Genomic DNA, 23,771 nt, shown 5'->3' on the forward strand with positions numbered 1-23,771 from the left:
CCATTACGAAGGAGCGCGATCATAGCAAACCTGTGCGCTTTTGGAGCATGTGCAGCTTTTGCATGAATATCGCTCATGTTGGTACGAGCGTCATAACGGTAGAATCGCAGCCTTTTTTTATCATCGAGATCAGCAGCATGCCGCACCGCTTCATCAGTTTATGGTTGCTGGTCCTGAGCGGGAGCGTTGCGGCGCAAGATCCCGCCATTTCTTCTTCCATCTCCTACAGCCGAGACATCCAACCGATCTTCACCGAGAAGTGCGTAGCCTGCCATGCGTGCTATGACTCGGCCTGTCAGCTCAATCTCGGCAGCGGCGAAGGCGCCGCCCGTGGCGCGAGCAAGATGCCGGTATATGACGGCGAACGTACCCAGGCTGCACCGACCACGCGATTGTTTTACGACGCCTTCGGCAAGCGCGCCTGGCAGCAGAAAGACTTCTATTCGGTACTCGACGCCCAGGGCAGTCAGGCCGCGCTGATGGCGCGGATGCTTGAACTCGGCCACAAGACGCCGCTGACGCCGAACGCCAAGCTGCCAGAAGAGATTGTTCTTGGGCTCAATCGCAACAATCTATGCGCAATGCCTGCGGAGTTCGACGGATATGCCGGCGCGCACCCGAAAGAGGGTATGCCGCTGGCCGTCACCGGTCTGACCGACCAGCAATACCAGACCTTGCAGCGCTGGCTGGCGTCTGGCGCGCCGATCGACGAACAGAGTCTGGCGCCGAGTGCCAAAGAGGCCATGCAGATCCTGCAGTGGGAGAACCTGCTCAATGCTCCCGGTGCTCGGCAAAGTCTGGTCGGGCGCTGGCTGTTCGAGCACTGGTATCTGGCGCACATCTATTTCAAGGACGGCGAGCCGGGGCATTATTTCCAGTGGGTGCGTTCGCGCACGCCGAGCGGCCAGCCGATTGATCTGATCGCCACTCGCCGCCCCAACGACGACCCGGGCACGCAGGTGTATTACCGCTTGTGGCCGGTGCAAGGGGTGATCGTGCACAAGACGCACATCACTTATCCGCTGAGCGCGGCGAAAATGGCCCGGATCAAGAGCCTGTTCTACAGCGGCAACTGGCAGGTCAACGCGTTACCGGGTTACGGGCCGCAAAGCCGCGCCAATCCGTTTGCCACCTTCGAGGCGATTCCGGCGCAGGCGCGCTATCAATTCATGCTCGATAACGCTGAATACTTCGTCCGCACCTTCATTCGCGGCCCGGTGTGCCGTGGGCAGATCGCGACCGACGTGATCCGCGACAATTTCTGGGCGCTGTTCCAGGCGCCGGAACATGATCTCTATATCACCGACCCGAACTACCGCGGCCAGGCCACGCCGCTGCTGGCGATGCCGGGGCAGAACGACGATGTCGGCAGCGTGCTGAGTCTGTGGCGCAACTATCGCGACAAGCGCAACGAATACGAGGCACTGCGCCGTGACAGCTATGCCGATCTGCCGGCGCCGAGCTGGTCGACGCTGTGGGCCGGCAACGACAACGCCTTGCTGAGCATTTTCCGCCACTTCGACAGCGCTTCGGTGACCAAGGGGCTTATCGGAGAGGTGCCGCAAACCATGTGGCTGTTCGACTATCCGCTGCTGGAACGCACCTACTACCAGCTCGCGGTCAATTTCGACGTGTTCGGCAACGTTTCCCATCAGGCGCAGACCCGTCTGTATTTCGACCTGATCCGTAACGGCGCGGAACAGAACTTCCTGCGCCTTATGCCCGCCGACTCGCGTGAGGATTACCTCAACGATTGGTACCAGGACGGCGGCCAGTTCAAGATGTGGCTCGATTACGAGGCCATCGATGACGACAAACCGACCGCGCTGAAACTCGACGAAAAAGACCCGAAACATGATTTCGCCATGCAGTTGCTGGCGCGCTACGGTGATCTGAACGCGCGGCCAGACCCGATCAATCGCTGCGACGGCGCTTATTGCTCGCGACCGAATATCGATCCGGCGTTGCAGGATGCCGAGCAGGCCCTGAGCCGTCTGGCCTCGCGCCCGGCCGCAGGGTTGAAAGTCATCGACCAGTTGCCCGAAGCGACCTTGCTGCGCGTTGAAACCGCCAGTGGCAAGCGCGAGGTCTACAGCGTGCTGCGCAACCGCGCCCACAGCAACGTGGCGTTTTTGCTCGGTGAGTCGCTGCGCTATCAGCCGGGGCTCGACACGTTGACTGTCTATCCGGGCGTACTCACCAGTTACCCGAATTTCATGTTCAACGTCCCGGCCGAGCAGGTGCCGGCGTTTGTCGATGCGATGGAGAATGCCAAGGATGCCAATCGGTTCGAAAAGATCGTCGAACGCTGGGGCATTCGGCGCAGTCACCCGCAGTTCTGGCTGTATTTCCACGATCTGAGCCAATACATCCACGAAACCGACCCGGTGGAAGAGGGCGTGCTGGATATGAATCGGTACGAGAACCTTTGATGATTCGCAGGCGTGTTACGAGATTCTTTCCCGACAAAAATACTAGGACTTTGTCAGCCGCGCCGATTGGCGTAAACTGCGCCCACGCCTGCGAGGAGTTTTTATGACCGCTATTACCATTACTGACGCCGCCCATGATTACCTGGCCGATCTGCTCTCCAAGCAGAACACCCCGGGCATCGGCATCCGCGTTTTCATTACCCAGCCTGGTACCCAGTACGCCGAAACCTGCATTGCCTACTGCAAGCCGGGCGAAGAGAAGCCTGAAGACACCGCGCTGGGGCTGAAAAGCTTCACCGCCTACATCGATTCCTTCAGCGAAGCGTTTCTTGATGACGCGGTCGTTGATTACGCCACCGACCGCATGGGCGGCCAGCTGACCATCAAGGCGCCAAACGCCAAGGTGCCGATGGTCAACGCCGACAGCCCGGTCAACGAGCGCATCAACTATTACCTGCAAACCGAGATCAACCCGGGGCTGGCCAGTCACGGCGGTCAGGTCAGCCTGATCGATGTTGTCGAGGACGGCATTGCCGTGTTGCAGTTCGGCGGCGGTTGCCAGGGCTGCGGCCAGGCTGACGTAACCTTGAAAGAAGGCATTGAGCGCACCTTGCTCGAGCGCATTCCGGAGCTCAAGGGCGTTCGCGACGTGACCGACCACACGCAGAAAGAAAACGCCTACTACTAAGGTGTTCGCTGCGATCATGAAAAACGGCGCCCCGTGAGCGCCGTTTTTTTATGGGTAACTTTTGCCGCCCCCATTCGCGAGCAGGCTCGCTCCCACATTGAAATGCAATCACCTGTGGGAGCGAGCCCGCTCGCGAAAGCGTCTTCAAGGGCGATAAAGATGCGCATGCCCGGCCCGATACAACGAAGACTCGCTGAACACCTCGCTGCCCAGCACCCTGCCAACCAAGATCAGCGCCGTACGCCGAAAGCCTTTGGCCTCGACCTTTGCGGCAATGTCCGCCAATGTACCTACCACCCAGTCCTGATCCGGCCATGTCGCGCGGTGAATAACGGCAATCGGGCAGTCCGCGCCGTAATGCGGCAGCAGTTCAACCAGTATCTTTTCCAGATGATTGACCCCCAGATGAATGGCCATGGTCGCGCCGTGCTGCGCCAGGCTCGCCAGTTCTTCGCCGGCGGGCATCGCGGTCTTGTCGGCGTAACGGGTCAGGATCACGCTTTGCGAAATGTCCGGCAGAGTGAGCTCTGCGCCCAGCAGTGCTGCGCATGCCGCTGTGGCGGTCACGCCAGGGATGATCTCGAAAGGAATGCTCAGCTCACGCAAGTGGCGGATCTGCTCACCAATCGCGCCGTACAGACCTGGATCCCCCGAATGCACACGGGCCACATCCTGGCCTTTGGCATGGGCGCTCCTGATCAAATCGATGATTTGTTCCAGATGCAGTTCGGCGCTGTTGGCCACGATTTCGGCCTGATGACCTTCCAGCACCGCTGCGGGTACCAGCGAGCCGGCATAAATGATCACCGGGCAGCTGCGAATCAGCCGTTGGCCTTTGACGGTGATGAGTTCCGGGTCGCCGGGGCCGGCGCCGATGAAGTAGACGGTCATCGTTGAATCCTTGTGAAGAGGCGCAGGCACACTGCAGATGAAGCGTGCTCATGATCGATGGCGGGGATTATCGGGATTTTATGCAGCGCCGGCCAATGCCAGCGTGGCCTGCGCATATTTCTGCCGGTGGATCAGCAGTTTCGCCGGCGCCTGAATCAGTTGCTCGGCGAGCGCCAGCGCGGCGCTTTCCGCCACGCCGTAGCAGCCGGTGCGCTCAAAGGCGATCTGCGATTGATGGCTGAGGCGCTGCTGATAGGGCGCCAGTTCGGCACTGTTGAAATACTGCAGCGGCAGGTTCAATTGTGTGGCCAGTTCCAGCAACCCCGGTTCGTCGCGCTTGAGGTCGATACTCGCCAAAGCCTTGACCGCTCGCAGCTCGATGCGGTGCGCCTGCAACGCTTGATCGAGTAACGCACGCAACGTACTGGCCGGGCAGCCCCGCTGGCAGCCGAGGCCGACCACGAGGGTCGGCGCTGCGCGGTCATCGGTCATGCCTGATATGGGCCTGCGCTTTTGCGGCGGAACAACCATGCACTGATCAGGCCCAAGGCCAGCCAGAACGCGACGTTGGTCAGCTGCGAAGCGATTTTGAACTGGGTTTCCAGTGCCTCTGGAGCGAGCATCGAATGCACCTGCGGTTGCGGCGCGCCGATCACATGCGGCACGGCGAGAATCGCTACACCAAGAAGCTTCATCAGCCAGTGACGGCTGAAGGCGATCAGTGCCAGGCCGACGGCGGTCGAAGCGGCAGTGCCGATCCACCAGATCTGCCGCGAAGCCAGATCGGCAGCCGCAGTGCCCGGCAATTCAGGTGGCAGGCCCAGGGTCGGCGCAAGAACGAACGTGGCGTAACCGGCCAGACCCCAGAGCAGCCCTTGCGAGGTCTTGGTCGGCGCGCGCAAGGTGTACAGGCCGGCGAGCATCAAGGCGAAACCCACTGCCACCACCAGATTACCGCCAGTGGTCGAGACCACACGCTGCCAGCCGTCTTCCGGCTCCCAGGCTTCGCCATCATGGCTGTGGGCGGCGGTGCCGGCGGCGTGTTCGTGGACTTGCGCGACCGGTTCGGATTTCTCGAAGGTTTCGGCCTGCAGAATCAGTGGCGATACCCAGAAACTCTGCAGCAAGGTCAGCAGCAGGGCGGCCAGCAAGCCGGTGAAGCCTGCGGTTTGCGCGATACGCTTGATCATTTCGGCAGGCCTCAGTGGCACGGGAACGCGGCGCTGTGGCGGGTATCGTGGGCGGCGTTGTGCACCGCTTCGATGTGCGAGAAACCGGCGAACCAGACCAGGCTGGCACCGAGGATCGAGGCGAAGAGGGCGGCGGCGACGCGTTGGCCGAGTGTGGTGCTGCTGGAGATGTGGTCAGTGTGGCTGACGGTGTTACTGATGATCGACATAGCGCTTCCCTCTGAAATGTCAGCGGGTAAACAGAGCGCATGAAAATCCCTGCGGGCCGGGCACGCAGGGATTTCGAACAGCGCCCGCCCACCGCGGGTTTGTTTGTGTTCAGCGGCGCTTGCGCGTGCTGGGTGTTGCGGGCCGGTCTCCGGGCTCGCGAGGGGTTGGCTGGTCGCCGACCTGCAAGCATCACCTTCCCATGCCGGGGCACAGTGGATCTGACGCTTCGCTCGCTTACCGTTGCGGGGGCAGCACCGGACTGACATGGCTTTGAGTAAAGCACATGATTCACCGGTTTCCCGTTTCACCCTGTGAGGGGCACCCGTAACAAGGTGTGCAGGAGAACATGGGTTTGGGTTTTTAGTCAATTTCCGGGGGCGGATCCGTTGCGGGGGGGGGGGCTTTTTTTCGGGTGTTTTTGTGTGTATATCCGTTGCTGCGGGTGTTGCTGATTACGGTTTCGCCCTTACGGCGAGGCACTTTTTCCAAACGCCGAAAAAGTACCCAAAAAGGCTTGCTCCTACGTTCGGCCCTCGCAGGCTCGGGTTCCTTCGCTCCGGGACTGATCCGGGCGCAGCGGCTCCGGTTTGCTTCGCTGCACCTACACTCGCTGTGTACGACTGCGTCGTACGGTCGCTGCGCTCCCACGCCCGGATCAATCCCTCCACTCAGCCTTCCGACGTCGCCGGTGGATCAAGATCAAGGGCACTCGAGCTTGCGCTCATTGTTGAGTGGGGCGGCTTCGCCGCGAGCAGCTGCGCTGCTTTGCTTTTGCTTTTGTGGGAGCGAGCCTGCTCGCGAAGGCGGCCTGACAGCCGACCTGTTCTTGAGCTGGTGCGCGATCCAACTGTAGGAGCTGCCGAAGGCTGCGATCTTTTGCTTTTGCCTTTGCTTTTGCTCTGGCTTTTGATCTTTTGCCCCTTCGGCAGGCTTCGTTACGGGATCGATCCGGGGGTGGGAGCGCAGCGACCGTACGACGCAGTCGTACACAGCGGAAGGAGGTGCAGCGAAGCAAACCGTAGCCGCTGCGCCCGGATCGGTCCCGTAACGAAGGTACCCCGAGCCCCAGCGAGCGGGCCGTACGCCGGGGCAAAGCCTTTTGGTTCCTTTTTGGCGTTTGAAAAAGGGACTCGCTGTAAGAGCGAAACCATAAGAAGCCGTTACCGCAGCAACGGATATACCCCCAGTTTCAGACTCACCGACCATTGACCCACGACGGACCCATGCGTAGCCTTGCGCTTTCGAGGTTCTTCGGCACTCGCCGAAGCTAAGAAGGGAACGCGGTCAAAGCCGCGGCTGCCCCCGCAACTGTGAACGGTGATGTTCGTTGCCACGCCACTGCCAGCTCAACCGATGAGCCAGCGGGAAGGCGCAATGGACGCCAGGCCCAACGCCTGAACGCCGTCAGCCAGGAGACCTGCCTCGTCACAGATTCTCACTACAACCGGGCGGGGTGATCCGGTGGCGAATGCTTCCGGCGTGCACGCGCGCTGCCGGTTCTCGTCCCGTATGCCCGCCGCTTGCCAAAGGGCATACCGATGAAAACACTGGCCAAACTCCCCGTCACCATCGTCACCGGTTTCCTCGGTTCGGGCAAAACCACGCTGCTGCGGCACATGCTCGACAACGCTCAGGGCCGGCGCATCGCGGTGATCGTCAACGAGTTTGGCGAGCTGGGCATCGACGGTGAAATCCTCAAGCAATGCACCATCGGCTGCACCGAAGAAGAGGCCAGCGGCCGCGTTTATGAGCTGGCCAACGGCTGCCTGTGCTGCACCGTGCAGGAAGAATTCTTCCCGGTGATGCGCGAGCTGGTCGCCCGTCGCGGTGACCTCGATCACATTCTCATCGAAACCTCCGGCCTGGCCCTGCCCAAGCCGTTGGTGCAAGCCTTCCAGTGGCCGGAAATCCGCAGTGCCTGCACCGTCGACGCAGTCATCACCGTGGTCGACAGCCCGGCCGTCGCTGCTGGCACCTTCGCCGCGTTCCCGGATCAGGTCGATGCCCAGCGCAAACTCGATCCGAACCTTGATCACGAGTCGCCGCTGCATGAACTGTTCGCCGATCAACTGGCCAGCGCTGACCTGGTGATCCTCAACAAAGCCGACCAGACCAGCCCGCAAGACCTGGCTCGCGTACGCGCTGAAGTAGCCGAAGAGCTGCCGCCAGCGGTAAAAATCGTCGAAGCCAGCAATGGCCGCCTGCCGCTCGACGTGCTGATCGGTCTCGGTGCCGGCTCTGAAGAGCATATCGACAGCCGCCACAGCCACCACGATCACCACCATGACGGTGATGACGACGACCACGATCACGACGCCTTCGATTCGATCTCCATCGAATTGCCGCAAGCCGACGAAAGCCTGCTGCTCGACGCGCTCACGCAACTGGTGGTGCAGCACGGCATCCTGCGGGTCAAAGGCTTCGCGGCGATTCCGAACAAGCCGATGCGCCTGTTGATCCAGGGCGTGGGCACGCGTTTCGACAAGCATTTCGACCGCCAGTGGGGTGCCGACGAAGCGCGGGTGACGCGTCTGGTGCTGATCGGTCAGGAGCTTGATGCGGCACAACTCGAAGCGCAATTGCGCGCTGCGCTCAGCGTTTAAGCCATGCACCTGCTCAGGACCCAGCCCGGCGGATTCGTCTCGGACGACAACATTGCCGACCTCGGACAAACCCCCGCCGAGCTGGTGATCCTGTGCAGCGGCGATTCCAGCCTGGCGCTGCTCGCCGAGGCTGCGCAGCAACTGCCCGATGATTATCCGAGCCTGCGTCTGGCCAACCCGATGCAGGTGCAGAATCATGCCTCTGTCGATCTGTATGTCGACGAAGTGCTGCGCCACGCCAAGGTCATTCTGATCTCACTGCACGGCGGCATCGCCTATTGGCGCTACGGTGTCGCGCGGCTGGTCGAGTTGTCCGAACGCGGCGTGCAACTGATTCTGGTGCCCGGCGATGACCGCCCGGACCCCGAGCTCAGCGACTTGAGCACGGTCAGCGCCGACGTGCGCGATCGACTCTGGCAATTCCTGCGTCAGGGCGGCATGGGTAACGCGCTGGATTTCTTCCGTTGCCTGGGCAACCAATGGTTCGCCCGCGATTACCCGTGGAGCGAGCCGCAAACCCTGCCGCGCACGGCGATTTATCACCCACAGAAAAACAGCGCTGCCCTGAGCGACTGGCAAGCCGAATGGCTGCCCGGTCAACCGGTGGCGGCGCTGTTGTTTTATCGCTCGCATTTGCAGGCGGCGAACACGGCGTTCATCGATGTGTTCTGTCAGCGTTTGCAGGCAGCCGGACTCAATCCGCTGCCGATCGCGGTGGCCAGTCTGAAAGAACCCGGTTGCTTGTCGGTGGTCGAGGACTGGCTGGATGAAGTCGAGGCGGGGGTGATTCTCAACACCACCGGTTTTGCCCAATCGAGTCCCGAGGCGCCGCATCTGCGCCCGTTTCGCCGCAACATCCCGGTGATTCAAGCGATCTGCGCCCAGGACAACGAGCCTGGCTGGCGCGACAGCGAGCAGGGCCTCGGGCCGCGCGATCTGGCGATGCACATTGCTTTGCCCGAACTTGACGGACGCATCATCAGCCGCCCGATCAGCTTCAAGGATCTGGCCTGGCGCAGCGAGCGCAGCCAGTCCGATGTGGTCTGTTATCGCGCCCAACCTGAACGCATGGATTTCGTCGCCGAACTGGCGCGGCGCTGGATTGCTCTGGGGCGGGTGCCCAATGGCGAAAAACGCATCGCGCTGATCCTCGCCAACTACCCGACCCGCGACGGCCGCATCGGCAACGGTGTCGGCCTCGATACGCCAGCGGCGGCGCTGAACATCCTCCGCGCTTTGCGCGAAGAGGGTTATCCGGTCACGGCCGAGTTGCCCGATAGCGGCACCGAGCTGATCCAGCAATTGCTCGGCGGTGTCAGCAACGACCTCGACAGTCTCGACCTGCGCCCGTGCCAGCAAAGCCTGGCGATGGACGATTACCTGGCAATGTTCAACGCGTTGCCGGAGGCGAATCGCGCGGCGGTACTCGAGCGCTGGGGATCGCCACACAACGATCCGATGTGTCGCGACGGCCGGCTGATGATCGCCGGTCTGCGTTTCGGTCTGACCTTTGTCGGCATCCAGCCGGCCCGCGGTTATCAGGTCGATCCCAGCTCGGTGTATCACGACCCGGATCTGGTCCCGCCGCACGGCTATCTGGCCTTCTATTTCTGGTTGCGCAACACCTACGGCGCCCACGGCGTGATCCACGTCGGCAAGCACGGCAATCTCGAATGGCTGCCGGGCAAAGGTGTTGGGCTGTCGGAAAACTGCTGGCCCGACGCGCTGCTCGGGCCGTTGCCGAATATCTATCCGTTTATCGTCAACGATCCGGGCGAGGGTGCCCAGGCCAAACGGCGCACGCAAGCGGTGATCATCGACCACTTGATGCCACCGCTGACCCGCGCCGAAACCTATGGGCCGCTGCGCAATCTGGAGTTGCTGGCCGACGAATATTACGAGGCGCAACTGCTCGATCCGCGCCGTGCCCGCGAGTTGCAGCGCGACATTCTGCAATTGGTGCGGGACACGCAGATCGACCGCGAGCTGCAACTGGATGCAGCGCTGGACAGCGATGCCGATGCGGCGATCTGGTTGCCGCGTCTCGACACTTATCTGTGCGATCTGAAGGAATCGCAGATTCGCGATGGGTTGCACATTTTTGGTGAATCGCCGAGCGGGCGCTTGCGTATCGACACCTTGCTGGCGTTGCTGCGCATCCCGCGCGGTGACGGTAAAGGCGCGCAGTCGAGCTTGTTGCGAGCGTTGGCCAAGGCGTTTGAGTTGGGCTTCGACCCCTTGGATTGTGCATTGGCCGATCCTTGGAATGGCCCGTGTCCGATCGAGTTGCAGGCCATCAGCGAAGAAGTCTGGCGCACCGCCGGCGACACCCGCGAACGCCTCGAACTCTTCGCCGCAGACCTGATCTTCCAAGCACTGAATGTCCCCTGTGGGAGCGAGCCTGCTCGCGAAAGCGGTGCGTCAGGTAAATCATTGTTGAATGACACACCGAGTTCGCGAGCAGGCTCGCTCCCACAAGGGGCGGGTTGGGCTGAGGTTGATTCGATACTCGACCATCTGCGCGAAGTCGTCGCCCCGCGCCTCGACGCTTGCGGCCCCGCCGAAATGCGCGGTCTGCTCGACGCCCTCAGCGGTCGTTTCGTCCCGGCCGGCCCCAGCGGTGCGCCCAGCCGTGGCCGCCTCGACGTGCTGCCGACCGGGCGCAACTTCTATTCGGTGGACGTGCGCAATCTGCCGACCACCACCGCGTGGCGCATCGGATTCCAGTCGGCAACGCTGATTCTCGAACGGCATCTGCAGGACCACGGCGATCACTTGCGCCAGCTCGGCCTGTCGGTCTGGGGCACCGCGACCATGCGCACCGGCGGCGACGACATCGCTCAGGCCATGGCTTTGATGGGCGTGCGTCCGGTCTGGGCCACGGGCAGTCAGCGCGTGGATGATTTCGAGATTCTGCCGCTGAGCCTGCTCGATCGTCCGCGGGTCGACGTGACGCTGCGGGTTTCGGGGTTTTTCCGTGATGCGTTTGCCAATCTCATCCGCCTGTTCGACGCCGCCGTGCAAGCGGTGGCCGCGCTGGACGAGCCGGATGACTTGAACCCACTCGCAGCCAAGGTGCGTGCCGAACGCGAGGCGTTAGTGCAATCGGGCGTCGATGAGGACACCGCGCGGCGTCAGGCCGGGTGGCGCATCTTCGGCGCGAAACCGGGGGCGTATGGCGCCGGGGTGCAAGGCGCCATCGATGGGCGTCTGTGGCAGTCGCGCGAAGACCTCGCCGAGGTCTACCTGAACTGGGGCGCTTATGCTTACGGCGGTGCCGACGAGGGCACGGCCGCCCGCGCGCAATTCAGCCAGCGCCTGAGCCAGGTGCAAGCCGTGCTGCAAAACCAGGACAACCGCGAGCATGACTTGCTCGATTCCAACGATTACTACCAGTTCCAGGGCGGCATGCTCGCGGCGGTGGAGACTCTGCGCGGCGAAGCGGCGGCCAGTTATCACGGCGATCACAGCCAACCGGATCTGCCGAAGATTCGTACCTTGAAGGAAGAATTGAACCGCGTGGTGCGCTCGCGCGCGGCGAATCCGAAGTGGATCGACGGAATCAAGCGTCACGGCTACAAAGGCGCGTTCGAACTGGCGGCGACGGTTGATAATCTGTTCGCCTTCGATGCGACGACGCAGTTGATCGACGACCATCAGTACGCGTTGCTGGCGGAGGCATATTTGCTCGATCCGGCGACCCGGGATTTTGTTCGTGAGCATAATCCCCATGCGCTGCGCGACATGACCGAACGCATGCTCGAAGCGCAGCAGCGCGGAATGTGGCAGGAGCCTGGGGCTTATAAAGAGGCGCTGGAGAATTTGCTGTTGGATATCGAGGAAGATATGTAACCGCTAAAAAGCTACCCTCACCCCAGCCCTCTCCCGGAGGGAGAGGGGGCCGATCTTTAGCGCTGTCGAAGTTTGCGTCGACCCCGATGCATCACGTCGACAGAACTCGAGAGGCCATCACGGTCTGTTCCCACTCCCTCTGGGAGAGGGCTAGGGTGAGGGCAACAACTGACACACCACAACGTCACGACCATCCACGACCACGAAAGAGAAACCCATGACCGACACCCCGCATTTCCCGCTCTCCGCCGTGGTCGGCGCCGATGACTTGAAGCTCGCGCTGTGCCTGAGCGCCATCGACCCGAAAATCGGCGGCGTACTCATAGAAGGCCCGCGCGGCATGGCCAAGTCGACCCTGGCCCGGGGCTTGGCGGATCTGCTCGCCAGCGGCCAGTTCGTCACGTTGCCGTTGGGCGCCACTGAAGAGCGCCTGGTCGGCACCCTCGATCTCGACGTTGCCCTGAGCGACGGTCGCGCGCAGTTCTCGCCCGGGGTCCTGGCCAAGGCTGACGGTGGCGTGCTGTACGTCGATGAAGTCAATCTGCTGCCCGATCATCTGGTCGACCTGCTGCTCGATGTCGCCGCCAGCGGTACCAACCTGATCGAGCGTGACGGCATCTCCCATCGACATTCGGCGAAATTCGTCCTGATCGGCACCATGAACCCGGAAGAGGGCGAACTGCGGCCACAACTGCTTGACCGCTTCGGCTTGAACGTTGCCCTCAGCGGCCACACTGCGCCCGCCGAACGCGGACAAATCATTCGCCGGCGGCTGGATTTCGACAGCGATCCACAACGGTTCTGCGCGCAGTGGGCAAGCGAGCAACACATCCTGCGTTCGCGCTGTGAAAACGCCCGCGAGCGCTTGGCAGCCATCCCGCTGGATGATGCGGCATTGGCGTTGATTACCGAGCGTTGTTTCGCCGCCGGCGTCGATGGCTTGCGCGCTGATCTGGTCTGGTTGCGCGCGGCTCGCGCCCATGCGGCGTGGCGTGGGGCCGATGCGATTGCTGAAGAGGATATCGACGCGGTGGCCGAATTTGCCCTGCGCCATCGCCGTCGCGAACAACCTTCATCCAGCGCCCAATCACAAGCGCAATCTCCGTCAGGCACAGACAGCAAATCCGGCGAAGGCCAGGGCCAGTGGGGCGAGATGCCGGCAACGGCGCAAGCTACCGGTGCCCGCCGCGAAGTTCCGAGCTGGCCGCCACAGGCAAAAAAGCCCTAGGCATTCGCCCCCGATCCGACGCGGGGGCGAATGCCAGACCCCGTGCCGGACAACTCGATAATGGCCGCCAGGGCCAACGGCACGCAGCCAGCAGCGGTTCGGTGAACTGGCCGGGCACGCTGCTCAATGGCCGCCCTCAGCGCCGCGCTGATCTGCTGTTCCAGCAGCGTACCCGTTCGCCCCATGAAATCTGGCTGGTGATCGTCGACGCGTCGGCTTCGACCCGTCGCCATCAGGCCTTGAGCGATGCCAAGGGCCTGCTCGCGCAGTTGTTCGACGATGCTTACCGCCAGCGGGCGCGGCTGGCGTTGCTGACCGCCAGTGGTTCTGCGCCGAAATGGCAGGTGCAAGGTTTGAAGGCCTCAAGCGGCCTGAGCACCTGGCTTGACGGTCTGGGCGCTGGTGGCGGCACGCCGTTGCTCGCGGCGCTGGAACAGGCGCAGCAATGGCTGACGGTTAGACGCAAGCGCTTTCCCGCCGAACAGCAACGCTGTCTGATCGTGACCGATGGTCGCTTGAAAGAGCTGTCGGGGTTGCCGGTGCTGGCGTGCCCGGGATTGCTGATCGACATCGAACGCGGGCCGATCCGACTGGGCCGGGCGAAGGATCTGGCGACCGCGCTGCAAGCGCAGTATCAGCATATCGATGAGCTGGGTCTACGCTGAATCCGCCGCACCGCTCGCACCCTGTGGGAGCGAGCCTGCTCGCGAAGGCTTTTTCGGCAACGCTGAAAATCTTCGGTTACATTGATTCATACAGATCTTGAAATGATTTACCGCTGTGGAGCAGGTCGGTCGACGCTGTACGCTCGAAGGCCATTTTTCATTCAGGATCTACATGAACACCCTCTCGGAGCCTCCCAGTCAGCATTCTCCAGCGCAATATTGCGCGGTCTTGATCCATTCGCAGCATCCCGTCTTCCGACTCCCGACTATGGTTGATAACGCGGCCCTTGAGCCTTCGCGTTGCACTTCGCCGTGTCCGGCCGCCTGAATTCACTGTAGAGAGATCGAGACGTTTTATGGAATGGTTAGCGGATCCCACGGCCTGGTTAGGCCTGTTGACTCTGATCGTGCTGGAACTGGTACTGGGTATCGACAACCTGGTGTTCATCGCAATTCTTGCCGACAAACTGCCGCCGCATCAGCGTGATCGTGCGCGGATCATCGGCTTGTCGCTGGCGTTGATCATGCGCCTGGGCCTGTTGGCGAGCATTTCCTGGCTGGTTACGCTCACGCAACCGTTGTTCGAGGTGTTCGACAAGAGCTTCTCCGGTCGTGATCTGATCATGCTGTTCGGTGGCGTGTTCCTGTTGTTCAAAGCGACGATGGAGTTGCATGAACGCCTCGAAGGCCACGTCGGCGAGCGCTCGACCAACACGACCTACGCGCTGTTCTGGCCGATCGTGGCGCAGATCGTGGTGCTCGACGCCGTGTTCTCGCTCGACGCGGTGATTACCGCCGTGGGCATGGTCGATGAACTGGCGGTGATGATGATCGCCGTGATCATTTCCATCGGCCTGATGATCGTCGCCAGCAAGCCGCTGACCCGCTTTGTCAACGCGCACCCGACCGTGATCATGCTGTGCCTGGGCTTCCTGATGATGATCGGTTTTGCCCTGACCGCCGAAGGTCTGGGCTTCCATATCCCGAAAGGTTATCTGTACGCGGCCATCGGTTTTTCGATCCTGATCGAAGTCTTCAACCAGATCGCCCGGGCGCGGCGCAAACGTTCGATTCAGGGCGTGCGGCCGATGCGTGAGCGCACGGCCCATGCGGTGATGCGTCTGCTCGGCGGGCGCAAACTGGCGGCGGAGGAGGTTGGCGAGGAAATCTCCGACCTGCTGGACGACGGTGAAGCGCCGGTGGCCGAGCTGTTTGATCGTCGTGAGCGGGTGATGATCAGCGGTGTGCTGCAACTGGCGGAACGGCCGATTCGCAACCTGATGACGGTGCGCGCCGACGTTGACCTGATTGATCTTGCGGATGACGCCGAAACCATTCGCACGAAGTTGATGCATTCGTCCTACTCGCGCTTGCCGCTGATTCGCGATGGCGCGGTGGACGAGCCGCTGGGCTTCGTACACAAGAAGGAACTGCTCAAGGAATATCTGGCGGGCAACGAGCCGAACCTGGAGCATCTGGCTCGCAAGACCGTCAATCTGCTCGACAGTTACTCAATCCTCAATGCCCTGGAGCAGATGCGCGCGGCGTCAACGCACATTGCCTTCGTGGTCAATGAATTTGGCGATTTTGTCGGCGTACTGACCATGACCGACATCCTCGAATCGATCGCTGGCGAACTACCCGATGCCAGCGAAATCGAAGGCCCGGACGTGGTCGAAGAGCGCGGCGGGTTTCTGGTCAGCGGCGCGCTGCCCTTGGCTCGCGTTCGCCAGCGTACCGGCTTCGATGCCGAGCCGACCGAGGATTATCAGACGATGGCCGGGTTGGTGATGAGTCTGCTGGATCGCTTGCCGATGACCGGTGATCGACTGGAATACGAGGGCTGGCAACTGACTGTCAAAGCGGTGGAAGAGCGGCGGGTGACGCGGGTGTTGCTGGAGCGCGCTGCCGCGTAATACTTGCGCTTTCTAAAAGCTGTGCCTGCCTTTTTGCGAGCGGGCTAGCTGCCACATTGCAACGCGGTTCAATGTGGCAGCTAGCCTGCTCGCGAAGGCAATTTGGCAGGCACTTCACAGCTCTGGGCTCGTTCAGAACATCCGGCGTAGGCGTCCACGTGGAACGGTACGCAAAGTACGAAGTGTCTGACGCAGCCAAGGCAGATCATGCTTTCGTTTACGCGCGGCAAAGGGGGCTTTGGTCTTGCCGATGTGCACGGCGAAATCCCGTGCGAGGGTTTCTTCAGTGCCGATACCTTTGAGCTTTTTCATCAGCCTGCCGTTTTTATAGAACAGCACGGTTGGCGTGCCCGTGACATTCGGGTGCTTGGGCGATTGGCTGGTGTTGAGCATATAGATGTTGGCGCGCAGTCGGTAAGGCTCGGCAATCTGCCGAAAGATCGGCCCGGCCCATTCGCAGGCGGGGCAATGTTCATTGGCGAAATAAAGAATGACCGGACGCCAGGTTTTCAGGGCTTTGCGGTAAACCGGGGCCAACGCGGAAGTTGTGTTGGTGACGTTCATCGAAGGGTCCTTTTCAACGAGCGGATAGGTTGCTTGACGTTAAAGGAGTAGGCATGTCGGGGTCTACTGTCAGAAATTACAGGTGGACTGCGTAACCACGAGAAGTGCTGTCGTCACGGTGATAGCCGTCGCGAAACGGCAGGGTGGTGATGTCTACAGGCAGGCGCTAAAGCGCTGATACCGGGTTTTGCTCAACTGTCACCCTGATTCGCACCACAATGGCGCGATCTGACCCAAGTTGGGAACGCATTACCCCTTTCCTGGCTTTGTCAGGTGTTTCCTTCGCTCCTGGTCGGGCCAAACCCTTTGGTCCACGAAACATATCTTGTTGATTCCAAAAGCGTTCAACGCAGTTACAGATTTCGGGAGATTCCTGTGGCACACTTTCTGCTGTCTATTCCGTAGTAACAAACCGTGTTCCGGTATAGCGGAATAAACACAATTCTGGAGTGCTTGCCATGCGTCGCCATCCTTCGTTGTTCAAAGCGTGTGTTTTTGTCCTTGCGGCTTCTTCCTCGGTCATGGGTCTGGCCCAGGCGGCCGACAGCAAGCTCGACAGTGTTCTCGCCCGTGGCAAGATGATCGTGGGCACCGGCAGCACCAATGCGCCGTGGCACTTTCAGGGCGCGGACGGCAAGTTGCAGGGTTTCGATATCGACATCGCCAGGATGGTGGCCAAGGGACTGTTCAACGACCCGAGTAAAGTCGAGTTCGTGGTGCAGTCGTCCGATGCGCGTATCCCCAACCTGCTGACCGACAAGGTCGACATGAGCTGCCAGTTCATCACCGTCACCGCGAGCCGCGCCCAGCAAGTGGCATTCACTCTGCCGTACTACCGCGAAGGCGTCGGCCTGCTGTTGCCGGATAACAGCAAGTACAAGGAAATCGAAGACCTGCAGGCGGCGGGCGATGACGTTACCGTCGCGGTACTGCAAAACGTCTACGCCGAAGAATTGGTGCATCAGGCATTGCCCAAGGCCAAGGTCGATCAGTACGACAGCGTCGACCTGATGTATCAGGCAGTGAACTCCGGCCGTGCCGATGCCGCCGCAACCGATCAGTCGTCGGTCAAATACCTGATGGTGCAGAACCCGGGCCGCTACCGCAGCCCAAGCTACGCCTGGAGCCCGCAAACCTACGCGTGTGCGGTGAAACGCGGCGATCAGGACTGGCTGAACTTCGTCAACACCGCGCTGCATGAGGCCATGACCGGGGTTGAGTTCCCGACCTACGCCGCCTCCTTCAAGCAATGGTTCGGTGTCGATCTGCCGTCGCCCGCGATCGGTTTCCCAGTCGAATTCAAATGATCCCGTGAGAGTGGGGCGATTTCAGTCGCCCCGCTCAAGGTACTGCTGACCATGAATTATCAGTTGAACTTTGCCGCCGTGTGGCGCGATTTCGACACCTTGCTGGCAGGGCTCGGGCTGGGCTTGCAGCTGGCGCTGGTGTCGATCGCCATCGGCTGCGTGATCGGCCTGCTGATGGCGTTTGCATTGCTCTCCAAACATCGCGCCTTGCGGGTGCTGGCCTCGGTGTACGTCACGGTGGTGCGCAACACGCCAATCCTGGTGTTGATTCTGTTGATCTACTTCGCACTGCCCAGCCTTGGCATTCGTCTGGACAAGATTCCTTCGTTCATCATCACGCTGTCGCTGTATGCCGGCGCGTACCTGACCGAAGTCTTCCGTGGCGGCTTGTTGAGCATTCCCAAAGGCCAGCGCGAAGCCGGGCTGGCAATCGGTCTCGGTGAATGGCAGGTCAAGGCTTACGTCACCGTGCCGGTGATGCTGCGCAATGTGCTGCCGGCGCTGTCGAACAACTTCATTTCGCTGTTCAAGGACACCTCGCTGGCGGCTGCGATTGCGGTGCCGGAGCTGACCTATTACGCGCGCAAGATCAACGTCGAGAGCTACCGGGTGATCGAAACCTGGCTGGTGACCACGGCGTTGTATGTCGCGGCCTGTTACCTCATTGCCATGCTGCTGCGTTACCTCGAGCAGCGTCTGGCGATCCGCCGATAGGAGGCTGCGATGTACCAATCCCCCAGTTGGTTGCATGAATTGTGGCTCGCGCGCGAGCCTTTGTGGCAGGGCTTTCTGACCAGTGTGCAGGTCTCGGCGCTGGCCATCGTCTTGGGCACCATGCTCGGCGTGGTTGCCGGCCTGGTCCTGACTTACGGCAGATTCTGGATGCGCGCGCCGTTTCGGCTGTACGTCGATCTGATTCGCGGCACGCCGGTGTTTGTATTGGTGCTGGCCTGCTTTTATATGGCGCCGGCGCTCGGTTGGCAGATCAGCGCGTTTCAGGCCGGAGCCTTGGGCCTGACGCTGTTCTGCGGCTCGCACGTCGCCGAAATCGTCCGTGGCGCCTTGCAAGCCCTGCCGCGCGGGCAGATGGAGGCGGGCAAAGCCATCGGTCTGACGTTCTACCAATCCCTCGGCTACGTACTGTTGCCTCAGGCGCTGCGGCAGATTTTGCCGACCTGGGTCAACTCGTCCACCGAAATCGTCAAGGCTTCGACCTTGCTCTCGGTGATCGGCGTCGCCGAATTGCTGCTCAGCACGCAACAGATCATCGCCCGAAACTTCATGACCCTGGAGTTCTACCTGTTCGCCGGTTTTCTGTTCTTCGTCATCAACTACGGCATCGAATTACTCGGCCGGCACATTGAAAAGCGGGTGGCCTTGCCATGACTCAAGCTCAAGTTGCTTCACAGAATCAGGCGCTGCTGGATATTCGCGGTCTGCACAAACAGTACGGCGCGGTGGAAGTGCTCAAGGGTGTCGACCTGAGCATGCAGCGTGGCAACGTCGTTACGCTGATCGGCTCCAGTGGCTCGGGCAAGACCACGCTGCTGCGTTGCGTGAACATGCTCGAAGAGTTTCAGGGCGGGCAGATTCTGCTCGACGGCGAATCCATCGGCTATGACGAGGTCAACGGTAAACGCGTACGTCACCCGGAAAAGGTCATTGCTCGCCATCGCGCGATGACCGGCATGGCGTTCCAGCAATTCAACCTGTTTCCGCACCTGACCGCCTTGCAGAACGTCACCTTGGGCCTGCTCAAGGTGAAGAAGATGCACAAGGACGAAGCCGTGGTGCTTGCCGAAAAATGGTTGGAGCGTGTCGGCCTGCTGGAGCGGCGCAATCACTTTCCCGGTCAGTTGTCCGGCGGTCAGCAACAGCGCGTAGCGATTGCCCGAGCGATTGCGATGAACCCGAGCCTGATGCTCTTTGACGAAGTCACCTCAGCCCTCGACCCGGAACTGGTTGGCGAGGTGCTCAACGTGATCAAGGGGCTGGCCGAGGACGGCATGACCATGTTGTTGGTGACCCACGAAATGCGTTTCGCTTTCGAGGTCTCGGACAAGATCGTTTTCATGAATCAAGGGCGAATCGAAGAGCAGGGGCCTCCCAAGGAACTGTTCGAACGCCCGCAATCGCCGCGTCTGGCGGAATTTCTCAAAAGCACGCGGTTTTGAATCTGCACTTTTGCAATCAGGAGAAACACCCATGAGCATTACGCGTTACGGCACCGGCAGCACCGCCGCCGGCGGCCAGCCTCGTCCATTCGCCCGCGCTGTTGAAGCGGATGGTTGGCTGCATGTGTCCGGCCAGGTACCGGCGGTGGATGGCGAGATCATCGTCGGCGGCATCGTCGAACAGACCCACCAGACCATGAAGAACCTGATCGCCATTCTCGAAGAGGCTGGCTATGGCCTCGAGGACGTGGTCCGCGCTGGCGTCTGGCTGGACGATCCACGGGATTTCAGCAGTTTCAACAAGGTCTTCGCCGAGTATTTCAAACCCGAACACGCCCCGGCGCGGGCCTGTGTGCAGGCGAGCATGATGGTTGATTGCAAGGTTGAGATCGACTGCATTGCCTACAAGAAGAAGGCCTGAAACAAGTGCAGCCCTCTTCGCGAGCAGGCTCGCTCCCACATTTGGAATGCGTTTTCCTGTGGGAGCGAGCCTGCTCGCGAAAGCGATGTAACAGGCGACACTGGACTCTCGGTAAACTCCCGGCGACTTTGAATGGAAACCACTGACATGACCGAAGACACCATCAAGCGCCGGGCACGTGGTCTGGACCGGGCGTTCGATATCCTCGATTTTCTCAAGGAAATCGGCCAGCCCCTGCGCCCCAATGACATCGCCAACGGCATCGGCGGCCCGAAATCCACGGTCTACGAGCTGGTCGCATCCTTGCTGGAGCGGCGGATTCTCGAGCCGGTGGGCAAGGACGGCCACGTCTATCTCGGCCGCCAGTTGTACTTCCTCGGCCAAGCGCATCTGCGCCATTTCGACCTCAGCCGCGAAGCCGATCACGCCTTGCAGGAGATCGTCAGCCAGACCCGCGAAACTGCGCAGATGTGCCTGCTCAACGGGCGCAAATACACGGTGGCGTTGATGAAGGAGGGCGAGCGGCATTTCCGCATCTCATCGGATATCGGCGAAAACGCGCCGATCCCTTGGACCGCCTCCGGGCGCCTGCTGCTCGCGCATTTAAGCGATCAGCAGATCATCGACCTGATCGACGAGGACGACTACATCCTGCCCGACGGCGAACGCCTGCCGCTGGAACGCTTTCTGGCGGAGATTCGTCAGGCTGGCCTCGATGGCTTCTTCTCCTTCGACAGCGTCGCCGACACGTTCACCCATTGCTTCGCCGCGCCGGTGAAAGACCCGCAAGGCGTGGCCATTTGCACGTTGTGCATCGTCGCCCCTCGGGCCGATGCGAAAAACAATTACAACGACTATCGCCGGGTGCTGATCGAGAGCGCCAACAGCCTCGCCCGGCGGATCAACGAATAACCGCGGCTGCCTGCGGCCGCGACTGTGAGGACTGGACCATGACCACTGCCATCAACTCTGCCGTAGAAAAAGGCGACGCCGCCATCGGCGCGCAACTGACCCGCGACGTCAGCCTGCCGGCGTTGGTGCTGCACCGCGAGGCGCTCGAGCACAACATTCGCTGGATGCAGAAATTTGTCAGCGACAGCGGCGCCGAACTCGCGCCCCACGGCAAAACCAGCATGACCCCGGCACTGTTCAAGCGACAGCTCGACGCCGGCGCCTGGGGCATCACCCTCGCCAGCGCCACCCAGACCCGCGCCGCTTATGCTCACGGCGTACGTCGGGTGTTGATGGCCAATCAATTGGTCGGCACGCCTAACATGGCGTTGATTGCCGATCTGCTCGCCGATCCGACGTTCGATTTCTATTGCATGGTCGATCACCCGGACAACGTTGCCGACCTCGGGGCTTACTTCGCTTCCCGTGGGGTCAGGCTCAACGTGATGATCGAATATGGCGTGGTCGGCGGGCGCTGCGGGTGCCGCAGCGAGCAGGAAGTCATCGAGCTGGCCAAGGCCATCGATGCGCAACCGGCGCTGGCCCTTACCGGTATTGAAGGTTACGAAGGCGTGATTCATGGCGATCATGCGGTCAGTGGCATTCGCGAATTCGCCGCGTCGCTGGTTCGCCTCGCGGTGCAGCTACAGGACAGCGGCGCCTTTGCCATCGCCAGACCGATCATCACTGCGTCGGGTTCGGCCTGGTACGACCTGATCGCCGAATCTTTCGAAACCCAGAACGCCGCTGGCCGTTTCCTCAGCGTGTTGCGCCCGGGCAGTTACGTGGCCCACGACCATGGTATCTACAAAGAGGCGCAGTGCTGCGTGCTCGACCGTCGCAGCGATCTGCACGAAGGCCTGCGCCCAGCGCTGGAAGTCTGGGCTCATGTGCAGTCGCTGCCGGAACCGGGTTTCGCGGTGATCGCTCTGGGCAAGCGCGACGTCGCATTCGACGCCGGTTTGCCGGTGCCGTTGTTGCGCTACAAGGCCGGTGTGGTGCCGGCGACAGGTGATGATATCGGTGCGTGCAAGGTCACGGCGGTGATGGATCAGCATGCGTTCATGACCGTGGCGCCGGGTGTAGAACTGCGGGTCGGCGACATCATTTCCTTTGGTACTTCGCATCCGTGCCTGACGTTCGATAAATGGCGGGTGGGGTTGCTGGTGGATGAGCAGTTGGCGGTCATCGAGACCATGGCGACTTGTTTCTAAGGCTTGAGATTGCGTTGCGGCGGCTATTTCGCGAGCAGGCTCGCTCCCACAGAGGACGCATTTGAATGTGGGAGCGAGCCTGCTCGCGAAGACGCCCGCTTAGCCACCACTGAACCACCCGAGATCCCACCCGATGAAAATCCTCCGCAACACCCCACGCATCGCCCTGATCGGCGAATGCATGATCGAACTGCAACAACGTGCCGACGGCAGTCTGCAGCAAAGCTTCGGTGGCGATACCCTCAATACGGCCGTGTACCTGTCCCGCGCCCTGGGCGACAAGGCGCAAGTCGACTACGTCACCGCGCTGGGCGATGACAGTTTCAGCGATGCGATGTGCCAGATCTGGCGCAGCGAAGGCATCGGCCTCGATCTGGTGCAGCGCTTGCCCGGTCGGCTTCCCGGTTTGTATTGCATACAGACCGACGCCAACGGCGAGCGGCGCTTTCTGTACTGGCGCAACGAAGCGGCGGTACGCGATTGCTTCACTACCCCTGCGGCCGAGCCGATTCTCGCGGCCTTGCCGGACTACGACGTGCTGTATTTCAGCGGGATCACCCTCGCCGTACTTGGCATGCAAGGCCGTGCCCGCCTGATCAAGACGTTGAGCGAAGCCCGGCAGCGCGATGCGCGCATCGTTTTCGACAACAACTACCGCCCACGCTTGTGGGCTTCTGTGGAAGAGGCCCGCGCGGCATATCGCAGCGTCTTGCCCTATGTCGATCTGGCGTTGCTCACCGTGGATGACGAACAGGCGTTGTTCGGGTTTGCCGATTGCGCTGAGGTGTTTGCGACGTATGCGCAGATTGGCACGCCAGAAGTGGTGCTCAAGCGTGGCGCGGAGGCGTGCCTGATTCGTTGTCAGGGGGAGACGTTTGAGGTGCCGGCGCAAAAGGTCGACAAGGTTGTCGACACCACGGCGGCGGGGGATTCGTTCAGTGCGGCATATCTGGCCCGGCGCTTGCTCGGCGGCAGCCCGGCAGAGGCGGCCCAAGCGGGACATGAATTGGCCAGTCAGGTGATACAGGTGCCAGGGGCGCTGATCCCCAGGTAGTCAGAGAATGGCCGCTTGCTGCGCAATCGGTTCGCGAGCAGGCTCGCTCCCACAATGAAAATCCGGTCGAAATGTGGGAGCGAGCCTGCTCGCGAAGAAGCTCGACAGCCAGCCGATCAATCCCGATAAAACACCTGCACCAGGTGATAACCAAACTTGCTCTTGATCGGTCCATGCACGGTGCGCAGTGGTTTCTTGAAAATCACCGCATCAATCGCGCCGACCATCTGTCCTGGACGTACTTCGCCCAGATCACCGCCGCGTTTGCCGGATGGGCAGGTGGAAAACTTCTTCGCCAGCACATCGAATGCTTCGCCCTTGGCGATGCGCTGTTTGAGTTGTTCGGCCTCTTCGGCGGTTTTCACCAGAATGTGGCGGGCTTGGGCTTTCATCGTGCAATACCTGATAACG

The 23,771-nt window shown here is 61.2% G+C and carries 21 protein-coding genes and 2 riboswitches; of the genes, 15 read left to right on the plus strand and 6 right to left on the minus strand.

Annotation, left to right across the window (positions count from 1 at the left end):
• Positions 1 to 137 precede the first annotated feature (137 nt).
• Positions 138 to 2,432, plus strand: coding sequence for a fatty acid cis/trans isomerase (locus AC0Z5Z_RS17205; RefSeq protein ID WP_485611395.1), 2,295 nt, complete (start codon positions 138 to 140; stop codon positions 2,430 to 2,432).
• Between the two features lie 103 nt (positions 2,433 to 2,535).
• Entirely contained in the window at positions 2,536 to 3,120 is a 585-nt protein-coding gene (gene nfuA, locus AC0Z5Z_RS17210) for a Fe-S biogenesis protein NfuA (RefSeq protein WP_003225494.1), read from the plus strand.
• Positions 3,121 to 3,264: 144 nt separating this feature from the next.
• Here the strand turns inward: nfuA and cobM are convergent, their stop codons facing one another.
• From cobM to AC0Z5Z_RS17230, 4 genes are all read right to left on the minus strand, one after another.
• Positions 3,265 to 4,011, minus strand: coding sequence for a precorrin-4 C(11)-methyltransferase (gene cobM / locus AC0Z5Z_RS17215; RefSeq protein ID WP_056785217.1), 747 nt, complete (start codon positions 4,009 to 4,011; stop codon positions 3,265 to 3,267).
• Positions 4,012 to 4,089: 78 nt separating this feature from the next.
• Positions 4,090 to 4,503, minus strand: a complete 414-nt coding sequence (locus tag AC0Z5Z_RS17220; RefSeq protein WP_122507089.1) for a cobalamin biosynthesis protein — start codon at positions 4,501 to 4,503, stop codon at positions 4,090 to 4,092.
• Positions 4,500 to 5,201: a CbtA family protein gene (locus tag AC0Z5Z_RS17225; protein ID WP_056785224.1), complete on the minus strand. Its 702-nt coding sequence runs from the start codon at positions 5,199 to 5,201 to the stop codon at positions 4,500 to 4,502. Before AC0Z5Z_RS17225 ends, AC0Z5Z_RS17220 begins: the two co-directional genes overlap by 4 nt.
• A gap of 11 nt (positions 5,202 to 5,212) precedes the next feature.
• The gene (locus AC0Z5Z_RS17230) at positions 5,213 to 5,410 is read right to left on the minus strand and encodes a CbtB domain-containing protein (RefSeq protein WP_016774486.1); all 198 of its coding nucleotides are present in this window, start codon (positions 5,408 to 5,410) and stop codon (positions 5,213 to 5,215) included.
• Positions 5,411 to 5,533: 123 nt separating this feature from the next.
• Positions 5,534 to 5,752: riboswitch (cobalamin riboswitch) on the minus strand.
• A gap of 886 nt (positions 5,753 to 6,638) precedes the next feature.
• Positions 6,639 to 6,850: riboswitch (cobalamin riboswitch) on the plus strand.
• A 99-nt stretch (positions 6,851 to 6,949) separates the two neighbouring features.
• On the opposite strand from AC0Z5Z_RS17230, the gene cobW reads away from it, so the two are divergent.
• From cobW to AC0Z5Z_RS17255, 5 genes are all read left to right on the plus strand, one after another.
• Positions 6,950 to 8,014 (plus strand): cobalamin biosynthesis protein CobW, encoded by a 1,065-nt coding sequence (cobW, locus tag AC0Z5Z_RS17235; protein WP_225930814.1) that lies wholly within the window; start codon positions 6,950 to 6,952, stop codon positions 8,012 to 8,014.
• 3 nt (positions 8,015 to 8,017) lie between these two features.
• Positions 8,018 to 11,866 carry a cobaltochelatase subunit CobN gene (gene cobN, locus AC0Z5Z_RS17240; protein ID WP_485611396.1) on the plus strand — a complete coding sequence of 1,283 codons (3,849 nt, stop codon included), beginning with the start codon at positions 8,018 to 8,020 and terminating at the stop codon, positions 11,864 to 11,866.
• Positions 11,867 to 12,083: 217 nt separating this feature from the next.
• Complete coding sequence (locus AC0Z5Z_RS17245) at positions 12,084 to 13,094, plus strand: magnesium chelatase ATPase subunit I (protein WP_485611397.1); 1,011 nt, start codon at positions 12,084 to 12,086, stop codon at positions 13,092 to 13,094.
• Positions 13,067 to 13,759 carry a vWA domain-containing protein gene (locus tag AC0Z5Z_RS17250; RefSeq protein ID WP_310219959.1) on the plus strand — a complete coding sequence of 231 codons (693 nt, stop codon included), beginning with the start codon at positions 13,067 to 13,069 and terminating at the stop codon, positions 13,757 to 13,759. The genes AC0Z5Z_RS17245 and AC0Z5Z_RS17250 overlap by 28 nt, the downstream gene beginning before the upstream one ends.
• 356 nt (positions 13,760 to 14,115) lie before the next feature.
• Positions 14,116 to 15,675 (plus strand): TerC family protein, encoded by a 1,560-nt coding sequence (locus AC0Z5Z_RS17255; protein ID WP_252878000.1) that lies wholly within the window; start codon positions 14,116 to 14,118, stop codon positions 15,673 to 15,675.
• Positions 15,676 to 15,807: 132 nt separating this feature from the next.
• Here AC0Z5Z_RS17255 and AC0Z5Z_RS17260 read toward each other — a convergent pair whose 3' ends face one another.
• On the minus strand, positions 15,808 to 16,239 hold the full coding sequence (locus AC0Z5Z_RS17260) for a thioredoxin family protein (protein ID WP_457263346.1): 432 nt from the start codon (positions 16,237 to 16,239) through the stop codon (positions 15,808 to 15,810).
• 458 nt (positions 16,240 to 16,697) lie between these two features.
• Here AC0Z5Z_RS17260 and AC0Z5Z_RS17265 point away from each other — a divergent pair, with 458 nt between their 5' ends.
• The 8 genes from AC0Z5Z_RS17265 (at position 16,698) to kdgK (ending at position 23,360) form a co-directional block, all read left to right on the plus strand.
• On the plus strand, positions 16,698 to 17,546 hold the full coding sequence (locus AC0Z5Z_RS17265) for a transporter substrate-binding protein (RefSeq protein WP_485611398.1): 849 nt from the start codon (positions 16,698 to 16,700) through the stop codon (positions 17,544 to 17,546).
• Positions 17,547 to 17,597: 51 nt separating this feature from the next.
• Positions 17,598 to 18,260 carry an amino acid ABC transporter permease gene (locus AC0Z5Z_RS17270; protein ID WP_024012746.1) on the plus strand — a complete coding sequence of 221 codons (663 nt, stop codon included), beginning with the start codon at positions 17,598 to 17,600 and terminating at the stop codon, positions 18,258 to 18,260.
• Between the two features lie 9 nt (positions 18,261 to 18,269).
• Complete coding sequence (locus AC0Z5Z_RS17275; protein WP_041478712.1) at positions 18,270 to 18,932, plus strand: amino acid ABC transporter permease; 663 nt, start codon at positions 18,270 to 18,272, stop codon at positions 18,930 to 18,932.
• Positions 18,929 to 19,720, plus strand: coding sequence for an amino acid ABC transporter ATP-binding protein (locus AC0Z5Z_RS17280; RefSeq protein WP_041478713.1), 792 nt, complete (start codon positions 18,929 to 18,931; stop codon positions 19,718 to 19,720). The genes AC0Z5Z_RS17275 and AC0Z5Z_RS17280 overlap by 4 nt, the downstream gene beginning before the upstream one ends.
• Before the next feature lie 31 nt (positions 19,721 to 19,751).
• Positions 19,752 to 20,141 carry a RidA family protein gene (locus tag AC0Z5Z_RS17285; protein WP_016774497.1) on the plus strand — a complete coding sequence of 130 codons (390 nt, stop codon included), beginning with the start codon at positions 19,752 to 19,754 and terminating at the stop codon, positions 20,139 to 20,141.
• Positions 20,142 to 20,288: 147 nt separating this feature from the next.
• Complete coding sequence (locus AC0Z5Z_RS17290; RefSeq protein ID WP_150635937.1) at positions 20,289 to 21,053, plus strand: IclR family transcriptional regulator; 765 nt, start codon at positions 20,289 to 20,291, stop codon at positions 21,051 to 21,053.
• Between the two features lie 38 nt (positions 21,054 to 21,091).
• Positions 21,092 to 22,306 carry an amino acid deaminase gene (locus AC0Z5Z_RS17295; protein ID WP_485611399.1) on the plus strand — a complete coding sequence of 405 codons (1,215 nt, stop codon included), beginning with the start codon at positions 21,092 to 21,094 and terminating at the stop codon, positions 22,304 to 22,306.
• 133 nt (positions 22,307 to 22,439) lie between these two features.
• Positions 22,440 to 23,360: a 2-dehydro-3-deoxygluconokinase gene (kdgK, locus tag AC0Z5Z_RS17300; RefSeq protein ID WP_315435849.1), complete on the plus strand. Its 921-nt coding sequence runs from the start codon at positions 22,440 to 22,442 to the stop codon at positions 23,358 to 23,360.
• Between the two features lie 116 nt (positions 23,361 to 23,476).
• On the opposite strand, the gene AC0Z5Z_RS17305 is transcribed toward kdgK, so the two are convergent.
• The gene (locus tag AC0Z5Z_RS17305) at positions 23,477 to 23,752 is read right to left on the minus strand and encodes a peptidylprolyl isomerase (protein WP_007912322.1); all 276 of its coding nucleotides are present in this window, start codon (positions 23,750 to 23,752) and stop codon (positions 23,477 to 23,479) included.
• Positions 23,753 to 23,771: the final 19 nt, after the last annotated feature.

Source organism: Pseudomonas sp. 1L-E-NC-VB-C3 (assembly GCF_057291535.1).

Bases quoted from the DNA above. Each gene is read 5' to 3' on its own strand.
- AC0Z5Z_RS17205 (WP_485611395.1), top strand. From the start codon at position 138: ATGCCGCACCGCTTCATCAGTTTATGGTTGCTGGTCCTGAGCGGGAGC.
- nfuA (WP_003225494.1), top strand. From the start codon at position 2,536: ATGACCGCTATTACCATTACTGACGCCGCCCATGATTACCTGGCCGAT.
- cobM (WP_056785217.1), bottom strand. From the start codon at position 4,011: ATGACCGTCTACTTCATCGGCGCCGGCCCCGGCGACCCGGAACTCATC.
- AC0Z5Z_RS17220 (WP_122507089.1), bottom strand. From the start codon at position 4,503: ATGACCGATGACCGCGCAGCGCCGACCCTCGTGGTCGGCCTCGGCTGC.
- AC0Z5Z_RS17225 (WP_056785224.1), bottom strand. From the start codon at position 5,201: ATGATCAAGCGTATCGCGCAAACCGCAGGCTTCACCGGCTTGCTGGCC.
- AC0Z5Z_RS17230 (WP_016774486.1), bottom strand. From the start codon at position 5,410: ATGTCGATCATCAGTAACACCGTCAGCCACACTGACCACATCTCCAGC.
- cobW (WP_225930814.1), top strand. From the start codon at position 6,950: ATGAAAACACTGGCCAAACTCCCCGTCACCATCGTCACCGGTTTCCTC.
- cobN (WP_485611396.1), top strand. From the start codon at position 8,018: ATGCACCTGCTCAGGACCCAGCCCGGCGGATTCGTCTCGGACGACAAC.
- AC0Z5Z_RS17245 (WP_485611397.1), top strand. From the start codon at position 12,084: ATGACCGACACCCCGCATTTCCCGCTCTCCGCCGTGGTCGGCGCCGAT.
- AC0Z5Z_RS17255 (WP_252878000.1), top strand. From the start codon at position 14,116: ATGGAATGGTTAGCGGATCCCACGGCCTGGTTAGGCCTGTTGACTCTG.
- AC0Z5Z_RS17260 (WP_457263346.1), bottom strand. From the start codon at position 16,239: ATGAACGTCACCAACACAACTTCCGCGTTGGCCCCGGTTTACCGCAAA.
- AC0Z5Z_RS17265 (WP_485611398.1), top strand. From the start codon at position 16,698: ATGCGTCGCCATCCTTCGTTGTTCAAAGCGTGTGTTTTTGTCCTTGCG.
- AC0Z5Z_RS17270 (WP_024012746.1), top strand. From the start codon at position 17,598: ATGAATTATCAGTTGAACTTTGCCGCCGTGTGGCGCGATTTCGACACC.
- AC0Z5Z_RS17275 (WP_041478712.1), top strand. From the start codon at position 18,270: ATGTACCAATCCCCCAGTTGGTTGCATGAATTGTGGCTCGCGCGCGAG.
- AC0Z5Z_RS17280 (WP_041478713.1), top strand. From the start codon at position 18,929: ATGACTCAAGCTCAAGTTGCTTCACAGAATCAGGCGCTGCTGGATATT.
- AC0Z5Z_RS17285 (WP_016774497.1), top strand. From the start codon at position 19,752: ATGAGCATTACGCGTTACGGCACCGGCAGCACCGCCGCCGGCGGCCAG.
- AC0Z5Z_RS17290 (WP_150635937.1), top strand. From the start codon at position 20,289: ATGACCGAAGACACCATCAAGCGCCGGGCACGTGGTCTGGACCGGGCG.
- AC0Z5Z_RS17295 (WP_485611399.1), top strand. From the start codon at position 21,092: ATGACCACTGCCATCAACTCTGCCGTAGAAAAAGGCGACGCCGCCATC.
- kdgK (WP_315435849.1), top strand. From the start codon at position 22,440: ATGAAAATCCTCCGCAACACCCCACGCATCGCCCTGATCGGCGAATGC.
- AC0Z5Z_RS17305 (WP_007912322.1), bottom strand. From the start codon at position 23,752: ATGAAAGCCCAAGCCCGCCACATTCTGGTGAAAACCGCCGAAGAGGCC.